The sequence below is a fragment of the Bacillus sp. Brlt_9 genome (assembly GCF_051948935.1).
Lineage (GTDB): Bacteria > Bacillota > Bacilli > Bacillales > Bacillaceae_G > Bacillus_A.
Map to the genome: position 1 here is coordinate 1 of NZ_JAYJLO010000022.1, position 20611 is coordinate 20611.

At 37.3% G+C, this 20611-nt stretch carries 19 protein-coding genes and 5 tRNA genes; 22 read left to right on the forward strand and 2 right to left on the reverse strand.

From position 1 onward, the window contains the following. The first annotated feature begins 32 nt into the window (after positions 1–32). The 10 genes from VF726_RS30975 to uvsE all read left to right on the forward strand — a co-directional run bounded on the left by VF726_RS30975 (position 33) and on the right by uvsE (position 12482). Positions 33–143: a DUF3948 family protein gene (locus VF726_RS30975; protein WP_098093823.1), complete on the forward strand. Its 111-nt coding sequence runs from the start codon at positions 33–35 to the stop codon at positions 141–143. Positions 144–452: 309 nt separating this feature from the next. Next, positions 453–1571 (forward strand): 4-hydroxyphenylpyruvate dioxygenase, encoded by a 1119-nt coding sequence (hppD, locus tag VF726_RS30980; RefSeq protein WP_440174055.1) that lies wholly within the window; start codon positions 453–455, stop codon positions 1569–1571. 66 nt (positions 1572–1637) lie between these two features. Then, positions 1638–2594, forward strand: a complete 957-nt coding sequence (locus tag VF726_RS30985; protein WP_440174057.1) for a fumarylacetoacetate hydrolase family protein — start codon at positions 1638–1640, stop codon at positions 2592–2594. After that, entirely contained in the window at positions 2560–3732 is a 1173-nt protein-coding gene (locus VF726_RS30990; protein ID WP_440174058.1) for a homogentisate 1,2-dioxygenase, read from the forward strand. The genes VF726_RS30985 and VF726_RS30990 overlap by 35 nt, the downstream gene beginning before the upstream one ends. A 232-nt stretch (positions 3733–3964) precedes the next feature. Next, positions 3965–5380, forward strand: coding sequence for an amino acid permease (locus VF726_RS30995; protein ID WP_440174059.1), 1416 nt, complete (start codon positions 3965–3967; stop codon positions 5378–5380). A gap of 106 nt (positions 5381–5486) precedes the next feature. Then, on the forward strand, positions 5487–6758 hold the full coding sequence (locus VF726_RS31000; RefSeq protein ID WP_440174060.1) for an MDR family MFS transporter: 1272 nt from the start codon (positions 5487–5489) through the stop codon (positions 6756–6758). Positions 6759–6991: 233 nt separating this feature from the next. Beyond that, the gene (locus tag VF726_RS31005) at positions 6992–8077 is read left to right on the forward strand and encodes a D-alanine--D-alanine ligase (protein ID WP_440174061.1); all 1086 of its coding nucleotides are present in this window, start codon (positions 6992–6994) and stop codon (positions 8075–8077) included. A 60-nt stretch (positions 8078–8137) separates the two neighbouring features. After that, entirely contained in the window at positions 8138–9514 is a 1377-nt protein-coding gene (gene murF / locus VF726_RS31010; RefSeq protein WP_440174063.1) for a UDP-N-acetylmuramoyl-tripeptide--D-alanyl-D-alanine ligase, read from the forward strand. 305 nt (positions 9515–9819) lie between these two features. Beyond that, positions 9820–11424 (forward strand): DEAD/DEAH box helicase, encoded by a 1605-nt coding sequence (locus tag VF726_RS31015; protein ID WP_440174064.1) that lies wholly within the window; start codon positions 9820–9822, stop codon positions 11422–11424. A gap of 95 nt (positions 11425–11519) precedes the next feature. After that, on the forward strand, positions 11520–12482 hold the full coding sequence (gene uvsE, locus VF726_RS31020; RefSeq protein ID WP_440174065.1) for a UV DNA damage repair endonuclease UvsE: 963 nt from the start codon (positions 11520–11522) through the stop codon (positions 12480–12482). Positions 12483–12543: 61 nt separating this feature from the next. Here uvsE and VF726_RS31025 read toward each other — a convergent pair whose 3' ends face one another. Further along, the gene (locus tag VF726_RS31025) at positions 12544–13092 is read right to left on the reverse strand and encodes a rhomboid family intramembrane serine protease (RefSeq protein WP_440174067.1); all 549 of its coding nucleotides are present in this window, start codon (positions 13090–13092) and stop codon (positions 12544–12546) included. Between the two features lie 92 nt (positions 13093–13184). Between VF726_RS31025 and acpS the strand changes: the two genes are divergently transcribed. The 6 genes from acpS (at position 13185) to VF726_RS31055 (ending at position 19129) form a co-directional block, all read left to right on the forward strand. After that, complete coding sequence (acpS, locus tag VF726_RS31030) at positions 13185–13544, forward strand: holo-ACP synthase (RefSeq protein ID WP_440174069.1); 360 nt, start codon at positions 13185–13187, stop codon at positions 13542–13544. Between the two features lie 156 nt (positions 13545–13700). Then, entirely contained in the window at positions 13701–14651 is a 951-nt protein-coding gene (locus tag VF726_RS31035; RefSeq protein ID WP_002096914.1) for a LolA family protein, read from the forward strand. A gap of 118 nt (positions 14652–14769) precedes the next feature. Beyond that, positions 14770–15939: an alanine racemase gene (gene alr / locus VF726_RS31040; protein ID WP_440174070.1), complete on the forward strand. Its 1170-nt coding sequence runs from the start codon at positions 14770–14772 to the stop codon at positions 15937–15939. Positions 15940–16249: 310 nt separating this feature from the next. After that, positions 16250–16537 (forward strand): antitoxin EndoAI, encoded by a 288-nt coding sequence (locus VF726_RS31045; protein ID WP_000004570.1) that lies wholly within the window; start codon positions 16250–16252, stop codon positions 16535–16537. Positions 16538–16541: 4 nt separating this feature from the next. Next, on the forward strand, positions 16542–16892 hold the full coding sequence (gene ndoA, locus VF726_RS31050) for a type II toxin-antitoxin system endoribonuclease NdoA (RefSeq protein WP_000635963.1): 351 nt from the start codon (positions 16542–16544) through the stop codon (positions 16890–16892). A 68-nt stretch (positions 16893–16960) separates the two neighbouring features. Further along, positions 16961–19129 carry a Tex family protein gene (locus VF726_RS31055; RefSeq protein ID WP_440174071.1) on the forward strand — a complete coding sequence of 723 codons (2169 nt, stop codon included), beginning with the start codon at positions 16961–16963 and terminating at the stop codon, positions 19127–19129. A 58-nt stretch (positions 19130–19187) separates the two neighbouring features. Here the strand turns inward: VF726_RS31055 and cmpA are convergent, their stop codons facing one another. Continuing rightward, positions 19188–19304, reverse strand: a complete 117-nt coding sequence (gene cmpA, locus VF726_RS31060) for a cortex morphogenetic protein CmpA (protein ID WP_001143642.1) — start codon at positions 19302–19304, stop codon at positions 19188–19190. A 195-nt stretch (positions 19305–19499) separates the two neighbouring features. Here cmpA and VF726_RS31065 point away from each other — a divergent pair, with 195 nt between their 5' ends. The 6 genes from VF726_RS31065 to VF726_RS31090 all read left to right on the forward strand — a co-directional run bounded on the left by VF726_RS31065 (position 19500) and on the right by VF726_RS31090 (position 20525). After that, positions 19500–19958, forward strand: a complete 459-nt coding sequence (locus VF726_RS31065; protein ID WP_440174073.1) for a SprT family protein — start codon at positions 19500–19502, stop codon at positions 19956–19958. Positions 19959–20071: 113 nt separating this feature from the next. Next, positions 20072–20146: transfer RNA gene (locus VF726_RS31070), tRNA-Asn, on the forward strand. Positions 20147–20149: 3 nt separating this feature from the next. Further along, positions 20150–20240: transfer RNA gene (locus VF726_RS31075), tRNA-Ser, on the forward strand. 8 nt (positions 20241–20248) lie between these two features. Continuing rightward, positions 20249–20323, forward strand: a tRNA-Glu gene (locus VF726_RS31080). Between the two features lie 4 nt (positions 20324–20327). Then, positions 20328–20403 (forward strand) — tRNA-Val (locus VF726_RS31085). A 46-nt stretch (positions 20404–20449) separates the two neighbouring features. Continuing rightward, positions 20450–20525: transfer RNA gene (locus tag VF726_RS31090), tRNA-Asp, on the forward strand. The last annotated feature ends 86 nt before the right edge of the window (positions 20526–20611 follow it).

Here is a 20611-nt window from a genome sequence, read left to right on the forward strand (position 1 = left end):
AAATCATACAAAATGAAAGGAGAATGAGGAATATGAACAGTGAACAAGTATTACAAGTAACAAAAACAGATTTATTAGGATCATTAGGTGGAGCGGTAGTATTAACATCATTGATTCTATTTCTTGCAAACGTATTAGTATGAGACATATAAATACAATTATTCAAAAAAAATAAAGACTCTAGCATATTAGTAAGCAGTTAATATGTTGGGGTCTTTTTTGTTTTCTTCTATATATCCCTCCAAGTATGAATAGCCTCCCTTTATTTTAAAGAGAAAAAAGTCGAATTTTATATGTAAGAAAAAAAGAGGAATTTGACAGAAAAGATAGAAAATTTTAAAAGTCAGAATTTGTTAGCTTGCTAACTAATTTCTATTAATTGATGTTGGAAGCGTTTTCGGTTGGTTTTAAGTATGAACCATTTAATCTATTTACAGGGGGATGAGGATTTTATGAAACAAAAATCTATGGATACGCTAGCTGCACAAATGGAGGACTTTTTTCCAGTACGTGATGTAGATCATTTGGAATTTTACGTAGGAAATGCAAAGCAATCAAGTTATTACCTTGCGAGAGCATTCGGATTCAAAATTGTGGCTTACTCTGGATTAGAAACTGGTAACCGTGAAAAAGTATCTTATGTTCTTGTGCAAAAAAATATGCGTTTCGTTGTGTCTGGAGCTTTAAGTAGCGACAATCGTATTGCAGAGTTTGTAAAGACTCATGGTGATGGTGTGAAAGATGTGGCATTACTTGTTGACGATGTTGACAAAGCATACTCGGAAGCAGTGAAACGTGGTGCCGTCGCGATTGCGCCACCTGTAGAGTTAACAGACGAGAACGGTACATTGAAAAAAGCAGTTATTGGTACGTATGGTGATACAATTCACACGCTTGTAGAGCGTAAAAATTATAAAGGAACATTTATGCCAGGATTCCAAAAGGCTGAATTCCATATTCCGTTTGAAGAGTCAGGTTTAATTGCTGTAGACCATGTAGTTGGTAATGTTGAAAAAATGGAAGAGTGGGTTAGTTATTACGAGAATGTTATGGGCTTTAAACAAATGATCCATTTTGATGATGATGATATTAGTACAGAGTATTCAGCGTTAATGTCGAAAGTTATGACAAATGGAAGTCGTATTAAGTTCCCTATTAACGAGCCAGCAGATGGAAAGCGAAAATCACAAATTCAAGAATATCTAGAGTTCTACAATGGAGCAGGTGTACAACATCTTGCTTTATTAACAAATGATATCGTTAAAACGGTAGAAGCGCTTCGTGAAAATGGCGTGGAGTTTTTAGATACACCAGATACTTATTATGATGAGTTAAGTGCACGAGTTGGAAAAATTGATGAGGAAATTGATAGGTTAAAAGAATTAAAGATTTTAGTAGATCGCGATGATGAAGGTTATTTACTACAAATCTTTACGAAACCAATTGTAGATCGCCCAACGCTATTTATTGAAATCATTCAACGTAAAGGTTCTCGCGGATTTGGAGAAGGAAACTTTAAAGCATTATTCGAATCGATTGAAAGAGAACAAGAGCGTCGCGGAAATTTATAAAATTTATATCCACCAGCAAAAATTCTTTTGTTGGTGGAAATTTCATTTTCATAGGGAGGAATCAGGATGAAATTCGTTACATTCCGTCTTCCTTCAAAAGAAATGCGAGCTGGATGGCTTGAAGGTGACAAAGTAATTGATATGAATCTTGCTAGTGGTGGGAAATTACCTTCTTCTATGTTCGCCTTTTTAGAGAAAGCGGATGAGTATGTAGAAGTGTTACGTAATATTAAGAATCCGGAAAAGGGTATATATTCCTTAGAGGAAGTACAATTAGCGGCGGCAATTCCTAATCCGAGTAGTATTCGGGATTTTTACGCGTTTGAACAGCATGTAAAAACAGCCCGTGGCCGAAGAGGGCTAGATGTTGTACCTGAATGGTACGATATACCGGTTTTTTATTTTACGAACCATCGTGCTGTAATTGGTCCGAATGATTTTGTAATTGGTCCGAAAAAATCTAAAAAACTTGATTATGAGCTAGAGATTGCTTGCGTAATTGGGAAAGAAGGACGCAATATTTCTCGTGAGCAAGCACAGGACTACATTTTTGGTTATTGTATTATGAATGACTGGAGTGCGAGGGATTTACAAGCAACAGAAATGAAGGTAGGACTAGGTCCGGCGAAAGGAAAAGATTTTGCAACTTCATTAGGAGCGCACCTTGTTACGAAAGAGGAATTAGATGTTTATCGTAACGGTGACCGTTATGAGTTAGAGATGACTGCTCATGTAAATGGGAAGTTATTATCAAAGGGGAACTTCCAAGATATTTATTATACATTCGCTGAAATGATTGAACGTGCTTCAGAAGACGTTACGTTATATCCAGGCGATGTGATTGGTTCTGGGACAGTAGGAACAGGTTGTATTTTAGAACTGGGTACGGAAGAGTGGCTGCAAGATGGAGATGTTGTAGAGCTTACGATTACTGGTTTAGGTACATTACGTAATACGGTCAAAAAAGAAATGGAAGCAGGTGATGGGCATGTTTTATCGTCACATGGGGGAGCTACCTCATAAACGACATGTACAATTCCGTAAAAAAGATGGGTCGCTTTATCGCGAACAAGTAATGGGAACGAAAGGTTTTTCTGGTACACAATCTATTTTGTATCATCATTATATGCCAACCGAAGTATCGCATTCGGCATTATCGCATTCTTGTCAGTTGCAGTATGAAGAAGATGTAGCTCTTGCTCATCGCCACTTCCGCACGAAAGAGAATAAAAAAAATGGTGATGCAATAAGTGGTAGAAACTTCATACTTGGAAATGAAGATTTGTTAATTGGAGTAGTGAGTCCAACAGAAAAAATGGATTATTTCTACCGTAATGGTGATGGAGATGAAATGTTGTTTGTTCATTACGGAACAGGAAAAATTGAAACGATGTTTGGGACGATTCACTATAGAAAAGGTGATTATATAACGATTCCAATTGGAACGATCTATCGTGTTATTCCTGATGAAGGAGAGACTAAGTTTCTTGTTGTAGAGGCAAATAGCCAAATTACAACGCCGCGTCGCTATCGTAATGAATACGGACAATTGTTAGAGCATAGTCCGTTTTGTGAGAGGGATATTCGTGGCCCTGAAAAATTAGAGACGTATGATGACAAAGGTGAGTTTGTTGTAATGACAAAGTCGAGAGGATATATGCATAAGCATGTTTTAGGGCACCATCCGTTAGATGTTGTTGGATGGGATGGTTATTTATATCCATGGGTCTTTAATATAGAGGACTTTGAACCAATTACAGGCCGTATTCATCAGCCACCTCCAGTACATCAAACATTCGAGGGACACAATTTTGTTATTTGCTCTTTCGTACCACGTTTATACGACTATCATCCAGAATCTATTCCGGCACCATATTATCATAGTAACGTGAATAGTGATGAAGTGCTGTACTATGTAGAAGGAAACTTTATGAGCCGGAAAGGTGTGGAAGAAGGTTCTATTACACTTCATCCGAGCGGAATTCCTCATGGGCCGCATCCTGGGAAAACGGAGGGAAGTATAGGGAAGAAAGAAACACTTGAACTAGCTGTTATGATAGACACCTTCCGTCCGCTTCGTATTGTAAAACAAGCACATGAAACAGAAGATGAAAAATATATGTATAGCTGGATTGAAGAGGGTTCGTATACTGTGAAATAAGTAAAAAGAGGCATGCTCAATAAGTGAGCATGCCTCTTTTTTTGGAATCGACATGTATAATAATACCAAAAAAAGTTATAGAAAGATATATGGAAAGAAGGATAAAGAGAATGCATATTCATAAGAATTTCTACTTATTTCGACAAAAGTATTGACTAGGAAAAGTGCTATGAGTAAAATAAAAAAGCGAATTAAAAATTTTCAGAAAATTTAAAACTTGGAGGAGCAAGCTATGAAGCAAATTTTTCAAAAGAAGCCTATTGCAAAGTTAATGCAAGAGAGTAAACAAAAGACATTAGCAAGAACATTGGGCGCATTGGATTTAACGATGCTTGGAATTGGGGCGATTGTTGGGACAGGTATTTTTGTTCTAACGGGCGTGGTAGCGGCAAAACATTCTGGACCAGCTATTATATTATCATTTGCGATAGCTGCGTTAGCTTGTGCCTTTGCTGCATTTTGTTATGCTGAATTTGCTTCTTCGGTTCCTGTCTCCGGCAGTGTGTATACGTACACATATGCGACGATGGGAGAAGTATTCGCATTTTTAATTGGATGGGACTTAATGCTGGAGTATTTACTTGCTACATCTGCTGTGGCAAACGGTTGGTCCGCGTATTTCCAATCTTTATTAAAGGGATTTGGAATCCATATTCCGACCATTCTCTCCTCAGCCCCAGGAACAGGAAAGGGTGGAATAATTGATTTACCTGCAGTTCTCATTATTTTAGTGATGACAGTTCTTTTATCTAGAGGTGTTCGTGAAAGTGCACGTGTAAATAATATTATGGTGTTTATTAAAATAGCAGTCGTTCTTATTTTTATCTTTGCTGGTTTTAATTATGTGAAACCTGAAAACTGGACACCTTTTATGCCGTTTGGTTTAGATGGTGTAATGGCTGGGGCTGCTACAGTGTTCTTCGCATTCATAGGGTTTGATGCAGTTTCGACGGCAGCAGAAGAAGTGAAACGCCCGCAACGTGATTTACCAATTGGCATTATTGCATCTTTATTAATTTGTACGGTTCTTTATATTGTTGTTTCACTTATTTTGACAGGAATTGTTCCATACGGACAGCTAAATATATCAGATCCAGTTGCTTTTGCACTTCAATTTATTGGACAAGATGGTTTGGCTGGAGTAATTTCGGTAGGAGCAATTACAGGGATTACGACAGTAATGTTAGTTATGATGTATGGGCAAGTACGTGTTTCGTATGCAATGAGTAGAGATGGATTATTGCCGAAGCGTCTTGCTAAAGTTCACCCGAAATTTAAAACACCGTTTTTAAATACGTGGACAACGGGAATTATTGCAGCACTTATTTCAGGATTAATAGATTTAAATGTGTTAGCGCATCTTGTAAATATGGGGACTTTATCAGCCTTTGCGCTTGTAGCTGTTGCTGTTATTGTAATGAGAAGAACTCATCCGGATTTACCAAGAGCATTTAAGGCGCCGCTTGTACCATTTTTACCAGCGTTAACGGTAATTTTTTGTTTATACTTAATGCTTCAATTATCCGGAACAGCTTGGATTAGTTTTGGTATATGGATGGTTATCGGTATTGCGGTTTACTTCTTATATAGCCGAAAACATAGTGTTTTAAATAATAGTAAAGCCGAAGACGATGCAGCAAATTTATAAGTAGAAAAATCCATCCTAATTCTGTTAGGGTGGATTTTATTTTGAAAATTTACATTTTTCTGAATGTATTATAAGATAATTGTTGGCGAACAAAAGGAGGGGAATGATGAAAAATACGTGGCGTGAGTTAAAGGAGATGGACCGTAACGTATGGATTCGGTTTATTGGCGAGACGTTAAATGGAATTGCAATGATGATGTTGATGCCTTTTTTTGCGTTATATTTAAAAGATAAGGTAGATTCATTATTACAAGTTGGAGTTATTATGGCGCTTTCTCCAATTGCAGCAAGTTTTGGATCAATTATAGGGGGAAGAATTGCTGATATATATGGAAGAAAGCCGATTATGATATTTTCGATGACGAGTAATGCAGTATTCATGCTCGGTTTTTTATTTATAGAAGGATTTATTCCTTATGCAATTTTATCTATTTTTTTAGGATTAAGTAATTCGCTATTTCATCCAGCTGCATCAGCGATGGTTGCGGATGTAACAACGCCAGAAAAAAGAACAGAAGCATATGGTTTGCTACGAATGGGGCACAATATAGGTGCTGCAATTGGTCCGATAATGGGTGCTTCAGTAGTTATGTTGTCGAAGAACCTTGTGTTTATTATTGCCTCGTCTACGATGTTATTTTATGCATTACTTGTATTCATTCTTATTCAAGAGACGATGCCAAAGAGTACGAATAAAGAAGAGGATAAAGAAAAGGAATCAGGAGCAGTGTGGAAAATTGTATTGCGAGATAAGGCACTAATGATTTATTTATTAGCAGGTATTATTATTTCGATGGGATTTTCTCAAACAGAAGGTATGTTGCCACTACACTTTGATAATGAAATGAAAGGTATTTTTGGAACTAACAATCCATACCCATACTTAATGGCGCTAAACGGACTATTAGTTGTGTTGTTCCAATTTCAAATTTCAAAATGGGCCACAGATAAGCCTGTCGGAAAGACGATGTTATATGGTGCATGTTTGTTCGGGATTGGTTTGTTCTTTATAGGATGGTTACCGAAGTGGTTTGGAGAATTTGATGCAAATGCTACAATTATTTTAATAACGTTGTTGTTTGTGTATGCCGTATATACGTTAGGTGAGATGATTATGTCACCTGTACAGATGACGTTTGTAGCGAATTTAGCTCCGGAGCATTTGAGAGGGACTTATATGGGAGCTGCAAGTTTGCAGTGGATTACAGGAAGTGCATTCGGTCCACTTCTTGGAGGTTTTTTATTAGATCGATTACTTGGTCACTTTTTATTTACAATTTTAGCTGTAGGCTGTGTAGTTGCAGGTATTGTATATGTTTCTTTAGATCGTCTCGTTGAACAAAAACAGAAAGGCACACTGACCAAACAATCTTCTTAATAAGCAGATGACATACACAAAAAGGGGATTTCTACATATTTTAGGTACATAACTAGATTGGATTGCAATTTTATATATTTATGAAGAAAGTTAAGTGGAAAAAGTATAGAAAACCAATAAGTGGTGTCATTTAATTATTTGTGGAAGTTACATTTTATTTCAAATAGGAACTACCTATTTTTATAAAAAGTGCTAAAATAGAAAAATGAAAACAATTGGTTAGGGTGATTTCAGTGACAAAAATTAAATTAGGTTTATTATATGGTGGAAAATCAGCTGAGCATCAAGTTTCGCTACAAACGGCTCTTGCTGCTATTAAAGCATTAAATCAAGATAAATTCGAGATTCATCCAATTTATATTACAGAACAAGGTCAATGGGTTCGTGGTGAGCGTATTGAAGGTGAAGTAACGGATGTTGAAGTTCTAAAAATGAGTGGTGCAGAAAATGCGATTTCTCCGTTATCATTAAGCACAGAAATTATTCCATCTGTAGCTTCTGAGGAAAATGCTATCGACGTTATTTTCCCATTACTACATGGACCAAATGGTGAAGATGGAACGGTTCAAGGATTATTAGAATTAATGAACATTCCTTATGTTGGAAATGGTGTTTTAGCATCTGCAGCTGGTATGGATAAAGTTGTTATGAAAAACATCTTTGCAGAAGCTGGATTGAAACAAGCAAAATATGCATCATTCATTCGTAGTGCATGGGAAAAAGATCGTGAAACAGCATATGAAAAAGTAGAAGAAGTTTTAGGATATCCTTGCTTCGTAAAACCAGCAAACCTTGGTTCAAGTGTTGGTATTAATAAGTGTAAAAATCGTGAAGAACTTGAGAATGCATTTGAAGAGGCGTTCCAATTTGATCGTAAAATTATTGTGGAAGAAAATATCGTTGGACGTGAAGTAGAAGTTGGTGTACTAGGTAATGATGAGCCGAAATGTTCAGTTGTAGGTGAAATCGTACCGAAAAAAGACTTCTATGATTATAAATCGAAATACATCGATGGTGATACAGCGTTAATTATCCCAGCTGAAATGACAGAAGAAGAATCTAACGTTATTAAGCGAGATGCGATTATTGCATTCCAATCGTTAGACGGTGCTGGCTTAACAAGAGCTGATTTCTTCTTAACGAAAGATGGAGAAGTATATATAAACGAAGTGAATACGATGCCAGGATTTACGCCGTTTAGTATGTTCCCTCTACTATGGCAACATACTGGATTGCCGTATCCAGAATTAATTGAAGAGCTAATTCGTTTAGCAATTGATCGTCACGAAGAAAAACAAAAAATTAAATATACAATCTAACAAAAAAGGAGGAGGCACTATTCGCAGGAATAGTGCTTCCTCTATGTAAGGAGTGTTTTCATGATAAAGCGAACGTTAAAACAAGTAGAACAGATGATAAATGGCACGGGATTAGCAGAGCAATATGAGGGAATTACTATACAAGGAGTGTCTATTGATACGAGAAAAATTGAAAAAGGAAATCTATATGTTCCGATTCAAGGTGAACGTTTCGATGGACATGCTTTTGTAGATAAAGCTGTTGAAAATGGAGCAGTAGCGACGTTATGGATGAAAGATGTAGCGAATCCGCCTGAGAATCTTCCAGTTATTTTTGTAGAAGACACACTATCAGCATTGCAAATGTTAGCGAAAAACTATCGCGATCAATTGGATGTTAAAGTTATTGGTGTGACAGGTAGTAACGGTAAAACATCTACAAAAGATATTGTAACAAGTCTTCTTGCGACGAAATTCAAAGTTCAAAAAACAGAAGGAAACTTCAATAATCATATCGGGCTACCTCTTACTATTTTAAACTTAGAAGAAAATACAGAAGTAGCTGTATTAGAAATGGGAATGTCAAGCCGCGGGGAAATTGAATTCCTATCTAAGTTAGCCCGTCCAAATGCAGCTATCATTACGAACATTGGTGAGGCGCATTTAATGGACTTAGGATCTCGTGAGGCAATTGCTGAAGCGAAATTAGAAATTGTGACAGGATTACAAGAAGGTGGAGTGTTCGTATATAACGGAGATGAGCCGTTATTAACGAATCGTGTTCCTGAAATGAATTTAATAGCTGAAACAGTTACGTTTGGTGATGCTAGAGCAAATGATTACTATCCAACGACTGTAACGTTACAAGCAACTGGGACACACTTTAAAATGAATAGAGAAGAAAACATTTCATTCTATCTACCAGTATTAGGGAAACACAATGTGTATAATACGCTTGCTTCTATGGCAATTGCGAAACATTTTGGTGTAACGTGGGAAGAGATGAAAGAAGGTTTAGTAACGCTTCAAATGACAGGCATGCGTATGGAAATTGTAAAAACAAACAGTGGATTAACAATTATCAACGATGCTTATAATGCAAGTCCGACGGCTATGGAAGCAGCATTCCACTTAATGAATGGTTTAGATGGATTTGCTAAAAAGATTGTTGTGCTTGGGGATATGTTAGAGCTTGGAAATCAAGAAGTGCAGTTTCATTATGAAGTAGGTAAATTAATCGATCCAGCAAAAATCTCATACGTGTTCACATATGGTAAATTAGGGGCTCAAATTGCTGAAGGCGCAAAAATTAATTTCCCTAATGAACGTGTAAAGGCGCATGATAATAAAGAAGAGTTAGTAAAAGAGTTGCAAGCAGTAGTCGATGCGAAAGATGTTGTATTAATAAAAGCATCTCGCGGGATGAAATTGGAAGAAGTAATTACGATGTTGAAATAATTGGAGTATATAAATAGGGATGATAGCTACGGAAATAGAAGAAACTTATAATAAGCGCTTACAGTAAATATAAAAAAATAAAAGTGAAGAAAAAAACTCTGAATATGAAAATAAGGTAACAGTTGGGTTTGCTTTTTACACATACAAAACTTATAATTGATAAAGTGTAATAACGTTTAGAAGTATTTTCGCGAAGAATATACGCCCGTTTATATACGTGAGCATTCAGGAAAAGGGCTTTTCCGCAAATTCGGAAAACGCCTTTTTTTAAATGATAAGTATAGGATAGAAAAGGAGAAGTAACATTGACAACATTTCGAGAATTAGGATTAAGTGAGTCTTTACTGCAATCTGTTGAAAGTATGGGCTTTGAAGAGGCTACGCCGATTCAAGCTGAAACAATTCCTCATGCATTGCAAGGTAAAGATATTATTGGGCAAGCACAAACAGGTACAGGGAAAACGGCAGCATTCGGATTACCACTATTAGACAAAGTGGATACAAATAAAGAATCAGTACAAGGTATTGTTATCGCGCCAACGCGTGAATTAGCAATCCAAGTTGGAGAAGAGCTATACAAAATTGGTAAACATAAACGCGTTCGTATTTTACCAATTTACGGTGGTCAAGATATTAACCGCCAAATTCGTGCTCTAAAAAAACACCCACACATTATTGTTGGTACGCCGGGTCGTATTTTAGATCATATTAACCGTAAAACACTTCGCCTGCAAAACGTAGAGACAGTTGTTCTTGACGAAGCGGATGAAATGTTAAACATGGGCTTCATTGAAGACATTGAAGCAATTTTAACAGATGTGCCAGAAACGCATCAAACATTATTATTCTCAGCAACAATGCCAGATCCAATCCGTCGTATTGCTGAGCGTTTCATGACTGAGCCTCAACACATTAAAGTAAAAGCAAAAGAAGTAACAATGCCAAACATTCAGCAGTTCTATTTAGAAGTGCAAGAAAAGAAAAAGTTTGACGTATTAACACGCTTACTAGATATTCAATCTCCAGAACTTGCAATCGTATTCGGTCGCACAAAGCGTCGTGTTGATGAATTATCAGAAGCATTAAACTTACGTGGTTATGCTGCAGAAGGAATCCATGGTGATTTAACACAGGCGAAACGTATGTCTGTACTACGTAAATTTAAAGAAGGTTCTATCGAAGTTCTTGTTGCAACAGACGTTGCTGCACGTGGTCTTGATATTTCAGGCGTAACACACGTATATAACTTCGATATTCCACAAGACCCAGAATCATACGTTCACCGTATCGGCCGTACTGGTCGTGCAGGTAAAAAAGGTATTGCAATGCTATTTGTAACGCCACGTGAATCAGGACAATTAAAAAATATCGAGCGTACAACAAAACGTAAAATGGACCGTATGGATGCACCGACACTTGACGAGGCACTAGAAGGTCAACAACGTTTAATCGCTGAAAAACTTCAAAGCACAATTGAAAATGATAACTTATCATACTACAAGCGTATTGCAGAAGAAATGTTAGAAGAGAACGACTCTGTAACAGTAGTAGCTGCTGCTTTAAAAATGATGACAAAAGAGCCAGATACAACTCCAATCGCTTTAACATCAGAACCACCAGTTGTTTCAAGAGGTGGCGGTTCTAAAAAACGCGGCGGTAACGGAGGTGGATACCGTGATGGTAACCGTAATCGTAGTCGTGACGGACGCGGCGGTGGCGATGGTCGTAATCGTGATCGTAACCGTGATGGACGCGGCGGTGGCGATGGCCGTAACCGTGATCGCAATCGTGATGGTGGTAACCGTGATCGTAACCGTGATGGCGGTAGCCGTGGGCGTAAAGGTGAAGGTCGCCCTGGATCTTCAAATGGACGCGGCGAAAGAAAACATCATAGCCGTCCACAAGCTTAATAATAAAAAAGAGAATGCCCTTTGCTGGCATTCTCTTTTTTTATTTCTGTAATTGTACATACTATATAATAACTTGTGTAGAAATGAGGTGTTACATGCTTGTAAGGCTTGGGTATGTCGCAATGAGTGTACATTTGAAAAACGCATCTCCATCTCAAACGATGACGTACGCGCAGTTTCAAAAAATAGATGATCGAGAAGCAGCGATTCGCAAACTTGAAAGAATTGCTAATTCGAATTTGGAAAACTGTTTGCGGCTATTAAAGCATAATAGAGGACATGACATAGAGTTCTTCCGGCTAAGTTCCAAGTTGATTCCTTTAGCAAATCATGAAGAGTTGTTAGACTGGAACTATATTCGCCCCTTAAAAGAAAATTTAAAAGTACTAGGTGATTACGCTATTCGAATGAATATGCGTATTGATTTTCATCCAGATCATTTTGTTGTACTCAATTCACCTGAGGAGAGTATTTTTAAACAATCTGTAAAGACATTACAAATGCATAAAAAATTATTAAAAGGTATGGGGATTGAACATAAGCAACGATGTGTATTACATGTGGGTGGAGGTTATAAAGATAAGGAGCTCGCATTAGAACGCTTTATAGAAAATTGGTCGAGTGTTCCGAGAGGTATACAAGAGATGATTATATTAGAAAATGATGACACGACATTTTCTTTAGAAGAAACATTGTATTTAGGTGAGAAATTAGATATTCCAGTCGTGTTCGATTTGCATCACCACATGATGAATCATGATCGAGAAGATTGGCATGAAGATTGGGCCCGTGTTGTACATACGTGGGAATCATCTTTGTTACCAGTGAAAATGCACATTTCTAGCCCTAGAGAGGGAAAAGACCCGAGAGCACATGCGGACTTTATTGATGTAGATACTTTTTTATCTTTTTTAAAAAAGATAAAGGGGAGTGTTCCGCAAATTGATTGTATGATTGAAGCGAAGAAGAAGGATGAGTCTTTATTTCAACTCATGAGAGATTTAAGTGAACAAACAGATGTGGAAATTGTCGATGGTGCGAGCTTTTATATTAAATGAGCTCTGCACCATCGAGTTTTTTTGCCCATAAAACCCCGATTGGTAAGGGTTGATTAAAGGTTCACTTTATTAATAAAGGAGTGCAAATACCACCAATGATCAATCCTGTTAAATGGCTGATAGGGTTAGCAGAGGGATTGAAGAAAGTGAAAAGTAGTAATATACATATCATAATTGAAAAAATAGCGATGTCTCTTGGGTTGGAAGAACGATATCGACTATATAGTAGAAATAATTGTGCACCTAGCAATCCGAAAATACCGCCAGATGCTCCGGCATGAATATATTCAAGAGGCATAATAAGATAAGAAGAAATATTTCCAAGAATGCCAGAAAGGAAAAAAATAATGATGAAAGAAAGGTGCCCTAGTTGTTTTTCAATAGAAGAGCCAAGCACAAATAAACAAATACTATTAGAAAGAAAATGTTGTAAGTCTACATGTACAAGTAAGGAAGTTATGAGACGCCACCATTCTCCTTTAGCGATATATTCATTATAGGCTGCCAGTGGAAAGAGAAAAAAGTCGCCTAACATAAACATGACTAATTGTATGAGAAGTAAAGTGATGACGATTGGTTGTAAGGAAATGCGGGCAGATGGTATTAGCATGTTGTGAGTATCACTCCTTTTGCATCAGAAAGATTCTCTGTTATTCTTACAATATGAAAAAAGAAAGCTAAATAGAAGAAGGGGATTTTGAAATGATTGTAGGGATTGGAATCGATATTATTGAACTGAATCGAATTGAAAAAATGCTAGATGGAAAGCTTAAATTTATGGAACGTATTTTAACTGAAAGCGAACGTAATGTTGCTAAGGAGCTGAAGGGAAGTCGCCTTACGGAGTTTGTGGCCGGAAGATTTGCAGCAAAAGAGGCGTATTCAAAAGCGGTAGGGACTGGTATCGGGAAAGAAGTAAGTTTTTTAGATATTGAAGTAAGAAATGATGATAGAGGTAAGCCGATTCTTATTGCAAGTACAGATCATATTGTTCATTTATCAATTAGTCATAGTAGGGAATTTGCTGTTGCTCAAGTTGTTTTAGAAAGCTCGTCACGCTAGTCTGCATATTTTATATCTTTGTCTCATATATTTGTGGTAGCGATAAGGAAGGCACATCTTCCATTCATTTATAGGGGCAAAGGGGCTGAAGTGATGAAAAGGCGTCTGTTTTTAGTTCTTGTCGGTTTGTTAACCGTTTTTGTGTTGGCCGGTTGTATGGAAAAGAAACAAGATGATGTTGTGAGAGATTTAGAGGCGAAAGTAAAAGGGATGAAAAGTTATCAAGCTGAAGCGAAATTATCTATTAAAACAGGAAATGAGCCTCAGGAGTATAAGGTAGAAATATGGCATAAAGAACCTTCTTTTTATCGTGTGAATTTGCAAAATGCGAAAAAAGATCAAAGCCAAATTATTTTAAGAAATGAAGAAGGAGTATTTGTATTAACTCCAGCGCTTAACAAGAGTTTCCGTTTCCAAAGTGATTGGCCGCAAAATAGTAGCCAGGCTTACTTATATGAATCCCTTGTGAGAGATATTTTGCAGGATAAGAAAAACCTTACTTTTGAAAAAACAGATAAGTATTATATTTTTAAAACAAAAACAAACTATCAACATCAAAACATGTTGCCGAAACAAGAGATTACGTTGAAGAAAAGTGATTTAACACCAGTTTCGGTGAAGTTAATGGATAATGATCAAAATGTTCTTGTGAAAGTAGATTTCTCAAAAGTGAAATTTGATGCGAAATTTGATAAAGGTGCATTTGATACGAAACAAAATATGTCTAGAGCGCAAGTGGATGTTCAAACGACAGCGAAAGAAGACAAACCATTTGCTATTTTGTATCCGCGTGATACGCCGCAAGGTATGGTTTTGAAAGATGAAAAAGAGTTGAAGACAGACAGTGGCAAGCGTGCGATACTCACATACACTGGAAGTAAGAAATCCTTTACTTTAATACAAGAAAAGGCAAAAGTTGCAGAAGCTTCGTCAGCGATCAGTGTGAGCGGAGAATTGGTTGATCTCGGCTTTACAATTGGTGCGTTGACGAAAGACTCTTTAACATGGTCGCATAACGGAGTAGAATATATGCTCGTGTCTAAAGGTTTAGAGCCGAAGGAGCTATTAATGGTTGCTCGTTCAGTTACAGAGAAGCAAGTAAAGTAAACTTCTTAGACGTGGTGATATATGTGCACCACGTCTTTTCTTAGTTTGAAGGGTGGATTTCATAAAAGAAGCATATAAAAGAATAAGCTTCGCATATCGTGTATAAGGAAGTGTATTTATGGAAGAAGCACCATTTTACCGTGACACTTGGGTGGAAGTGGATTTAGATGCGATCTATAACAATATTACACACATTAAAAATTTCATTCCAAGTGATGTAGAGATTTTTGCTGTAGTTAAAGCTAATGCATATGGACACGATTATGTACCGGTAGCTAAAACGGCATTAGAAGCAGGGGCGACAAGGTTAGCGGTTGCCTTTTTAGATGAAGCTTTAGTGCTTCGAAGGGCTGGTATTACTGTGCCAATTTTAGTGTTAGGTCCTTCTCCGCCTCGTGATGTCAATGTAGCTGCTGAAAATGATGTGGCGTTAACTGTTTTTCAAAAAGAATGGGTGGATGAAGCAATCAAACTTTGGGATGGTTCGTCTACAATGAAGTACCATATTAATTTCGATAGTGGCATGGGGAGAATTGGGATACGCGAACGTAAAGAATTAAAAGAGTTTTTAAATAGTTTAGAAGGTGCACCGTTTTTAGAATTAGAAGGAGTTTATACACATTTTGCAACAGCGGATGAGGTGGAGACTTCTTACTTCGATAAGCAATATAACACATTTTTGGAGCAGTTAAGTTGGTTGAAAGAATTCGGAGTGGATCCTAAGTTTGTTCATACAGCTAATAGTGCTGCAACGCTACGTTTTCAAGGGATTACATTTAATGCAGTACGAATTGGCATTGCGATGTATGGGTTATCCCCGTCTGTAGAAATACGCCCTTTTTTACCGTTTCAATTAGAGCCGGCGCTATCACTGCATACGAAAGTTGCACATATTAAACAGGTGATTAAAGGGGATGGGATTAGTTATAACGTCACTTATCGAACGAAAACGGAAGAATGGATTGCGACCGTTGCAATTGGGTATGCAGATGGGTGGCTTAGAAGATTACAAGGATTTGAAGTGCTTGTAAATGGTAAAAGGGTACCGATTGTAGGGCGAGTAACGATGGATCAATTCATGATACACCTTCCTTGTGAAGTACCTCTTGGTACGAAAGTTACACTCATTGGAAGACAAGGTGATGAGTATATTAGTGCTACTGAGGTTGCTGAATATTCCGGGACTATTAATTATGAAATTATTGCAACGATAAGCTTCCGTGTGCCGAGAATATTTATTCGAAATGGTAAGGTTGTAGAAGTAATCAATTATTTGAACAATATATAGAAGGTAGTATGATTTGCTTCTTGTCATTTGAGAGGACTGTTCATCGGTTAAGAATAAGTTCGTTTTTTGACGAGAAGCTTTTTACTTATCATTACTTTTAACATGATTTAACGTGAATTTAGTGCAGAAACTCTTCCGTTTCTTGTTGTAATGAGATAAAAAATAAAAGAATATGAATGTTTTGTTTGTGAATTGGAAAACATAAGCAAGGAATAAGGAAGTCTTTGCAACAGGCTCCATACAATGGTATTATTACAATAGGTGTCATATATATATTTGGGTGTGTAGTTGACGGTGGAGGTGTATTTTTGTGTCCGAATCAAGTGTAACTACTGAAATCGTGGTTCGGTTGCCAAAGCAAATGGTAACGGAATTGGACGGAATTGGAAAACAAGAGAATAAGAATCGCCATGAACTAATTTGCCAGGCAACACAACTGTTATTGCGTCAACATAAGACGAAGAAACGCTACCAACATGAATCAATGCGACGTGGGTACATTGAAATGGGAAAAATTAATCTTGGTATTGCATCTGAAGCTTTCTTAGCAGAGTATGAAGCAGCTCATACAGTAGAACGCTTAGTTAGCGGGGGGTAATATTTTGATTGTAAAACGCGGCGACGTGTATTTTGCAGACCTTTCCCCAGTTGTTGGTTCTGAGCAAGGAGGCGTTCGTCCGGTTCTTGTCATTCAAAATGACATCGGAAATCGTTTTAGTCCAACGGTGATTGTAGCGGCTATTACTGCACAGATTCAAAAAGCTAAATTACCCACTCATGTGGAAATTGATGCGAAAAAGTACGGTTTTGAGAGAGATTCTGTTATTTTACTTGAGCAGATTCGAACAATCGATAAGCAGCGCTTAACGGACAAAATCACTCATTTAGATGAAGTGATGATGATTCGTGTAGATGAAGCGCTACAAATTAGTTTAGGACTAATAGATTTTTAAATCGGCAGTTTAAGTTGCTCTCTTTACAGGGCAACTTTTTTTTATTATAGAGGAGGTTACGGTTGTATATGGAAATGGTAGATAATCGACAAGCGTTAATGAAAATGTTAGTGAAGGAATTAGGCTTTACCGAAAAGCAAGTTCGTCATGTTATTCAATTAACAGAAGAAGGTAACACAGTTCCATTTATTGCTCGTTACCGAAAAGAATGGACAGGCTCTTTAGATGAAGTGCAAATTCGTACGATTTTAGAGAGATGGCAATATATGATGCAGCTTGAAGATAGGAAAGAAGAGGTTATTCGTCTTATTGATGAGAAGGGGAAACTAACAGGAGAATTACGTCAGCAAATTGTTAAAGCTGCAAAGTTGCAAGAAGTAGAAGATTTATATCGTCCATATAAAGAGAAAAGAAGAACGAAAGCAACGATTGCGAAAGAAAAAGGACTAGAGCCGTTAGCTGAATGGTTATTGCTATATAAGAAAGAAGATCCAAATCAGAAGGCAATGGAGTTTATTAACGCCGAGAAAGAAGTGCAATCTGCAGAAGAAGCGTTACAAGGTGCTCAAGACATTATTGCAGAAATCATTTCAGATGAAGCGTCGTATCGTAGTTGGATTCGGAATGTTACTTTTAGAAAAGGTGTTATGTCTTCGGTTGTAAAAGATGAAGAGAAAGATGAAAAGAATATATATGAAATGTATTACAGCTATGAAGAACCGTTGCAGAAAGTGGTACCGCATCGTGTATTAGCGATGAATCGCGGTGAGAAAGAAGATATATTGAGAGTTTCTGTTGTTCCACCAGTAGATGAAATAGTAACTTTCTTATATAAGAAAGTTATTCGTGATAACGATTCAAAAAGTGCACAGTATGTAAAGTTAGCAATTGAGGATGGTTATAAACGATTAATTCAATCGTCTATTGAAAGAGAGATTCGAAAAGAATTAACAGAAACAGCTGAGGAACAAGCAATACATATTTTCTCTGAGAACTTACGTAATTTGTTATTACAACCTCCAATGAAAGGAAAGGTTGTGTTAGCTGTAGACCCTGCATATAGAACGGGTTGTAAATTAGCTATTGTAGACGATACGGGGAAAGTTCTATATATTGATGTTATTTATCCGCATCCACCAGTGCGTAAATATGAAGATGCAAAAACGAAAGTTCTTTCTATTATAGATAAATATCAAGTTGAAATGATTGCGATTGGGAATGGTACAGCTTCTAGAGAATCGGAAGAATTTATAGTTGATGTATTACAAAATGTGAAACGAGAAGTCTTCTATATTATTGTGAATGAAGCTGGTGCGAGTGTGTATTCGGCTTCTGATTTGGCCCGTGAGGAATTCCCGGATTTACAGGTTGAAGAAAGAAGTGCGGTTTCTATCGGAAGACGTCTGCAAGATCCACTTGCGGAACTTGTAAAGATTGACCCTAAATCAGTTGGGGTTGGACAATACCAACATGATGTATCTCAAAAGAGATTGAATGAATCGTTAACGTTTGTAGTAGAGACGGCAGTTAACCAAGTTGGTGTGAATGTAAATACAGCTTCAGTTGCGTTATTGCAATATGTTTCGGGTTTATCGAAAACTGTTGCGAAAAATATTGTAGCAAAGCGTGAAGAAGAAGGGAAATTTACAAAAAGAACAGACTTAAAGAAAATACCACGTCTAGGTGCAAAGACATATGAACAATGTATAGGTTTCTTACGTATATTAGAAGGGGCAAATCCGTTAGACCGAACGGGTATTCATCCAGAACAATATAAAAATGTTGAATTGTTATTGAAGAATCTAGGGTTATCAAAAAGTGACGTAGGGCAATCACAATTACAAAAGAGCTTAGAAGAAGTGGAGATTTCTAAGTTGTCGCAAGAAACCGGAGTTGGAGAGCCTACATTAGTTGATATTATAGATGCACTTATTAGTCCAGAGCGAGATATGAGGGATGAGTTACCTAAACCGCTTCTGAAAAAAGGGATTTTGAAATTAGAAGATTTAAAACGTGGTATGGAACTGGAAGGGACAGTTCGTAACGTTGTTGATTTTGGTGCTTTTGTCGATGTAGGTGTAAAACAAGATGGTTTAGTACATATTTCTAAACTAAGCAAACAATACGTGAAGCATCCGTTAGATATTGTATCTGTCGGACAAATCGTTAAAGTATGGGTAGATGATATTGATACGAAAAAAGGTCGCGTTGCACTATCTATGTTGCCGATTGAATAGTAAAAAAAGAGAGCAGATGAAACTGCTCTTTTTTTAATAGGGGAAAACGTGTAATGAATTATGAGCTTTGATGTATTTTGCTATAATAAAACCAGCATTCATTTAGTAATTTAATTTGATACCGGTTTTTTTCGAAATATGCGCGTTGCATTTGTTTTTTGAGCCATGTAGGCATAGGAATCCCTCCTTGTTTAATCCTACTCTCAAAAATGTAAGCTACTATTGATGAGAGGTTGGTGAGTGGATTTCTATTTCTGCTATGTTTTTAGAAACCACGCTTCTTGAATGAGGATGGGTATATGTACTATTTAATATATGTATAAGAGAGGAGAAAAGTGTAAAAATATTTTTTTGTTTAGGAGGAATGAAAATGGATGAGCAAGAAATACAGCGGCTGGTGGAAGAAGTATCAATGCAATATTTCGGAATGCCGTTTTTACATAAGGCGATGTTTAATAGTAGGTTGCGTACAACTGGTGGGCGTTATCTATTGAATACACACAATATTGAACTGAATTATCGATATTACGAAATGTATGGGAAAGAAGAATTAGTTGGAATCGTTAAACATGAACTTTGCCATTATCACTTACATATTACAGGAAGAGGGTATAAGCACAGGGATAAGGATTTTCGTGAAATATTAAAGGCAGTTGGTGCGCCACGCTTTTGTAAACGAATGATGAATGAAGAGAATGAAAAAAAGGTTTATATGTATGAATGTATGGAGTGTTTGCTTCAATATGTAAGAAGACGTCAAATAAATACGAAAAGATATGTCTGCGGAAAGTGTAAAGGGAAACTAATTCTGTTAAAGAAAACATCTTGACAGTGAAAACGCAATCCAGTATATTATAAACATGTCACGTTTGTACAAGATGTTGTAAAAAACTTCTTGACTTACGATGAGAATTTTTATAAGATACAAATTGTCTTCATTATTCCGCAGTAGCTCAGTGGTAGAGCTATCGGCTGTTAACCGATCGGTCGTAGGTTCGAGTCCTACCTGCGGAGCCATACAGAGAAGTACCCAAGTGGCTCAAGGGGCTCCCCTGCTAAGGGAGTAGATCGCGAACGCGGTGCGAGGGTTCGAATCCCTTCTTCTCTGCCATTCATATTGGCCCGTTGGTCAAGTGGTTAAGACACCGCCCTTTCACGGCGGTAACACGGGTTCGAATCCCGTACGGGTCACCACTTCGGAGGATTAGCTCAGCTGGGAGAGCACCTGCCTTACAAGCAGGGGGTCGGCGGTTCGATCCCGTCATCCTCCACCATAATATTATAATGAAAATTAAAATGAAATTAACTTAAAGATTAAATGGTCCCGTGGTGTAGTGGTTAACATGCCTGCCTGTCACGCAGGAGATCGCCGGTTCGACCCCGGTCGGGACCGCCATTTTAACTTCTGCTAATTGGCAGTTGTTTTTTATTGGTCATTATGGTACAATAACATTTGTCTTTGAAAAGAAGATAAGTATTTCG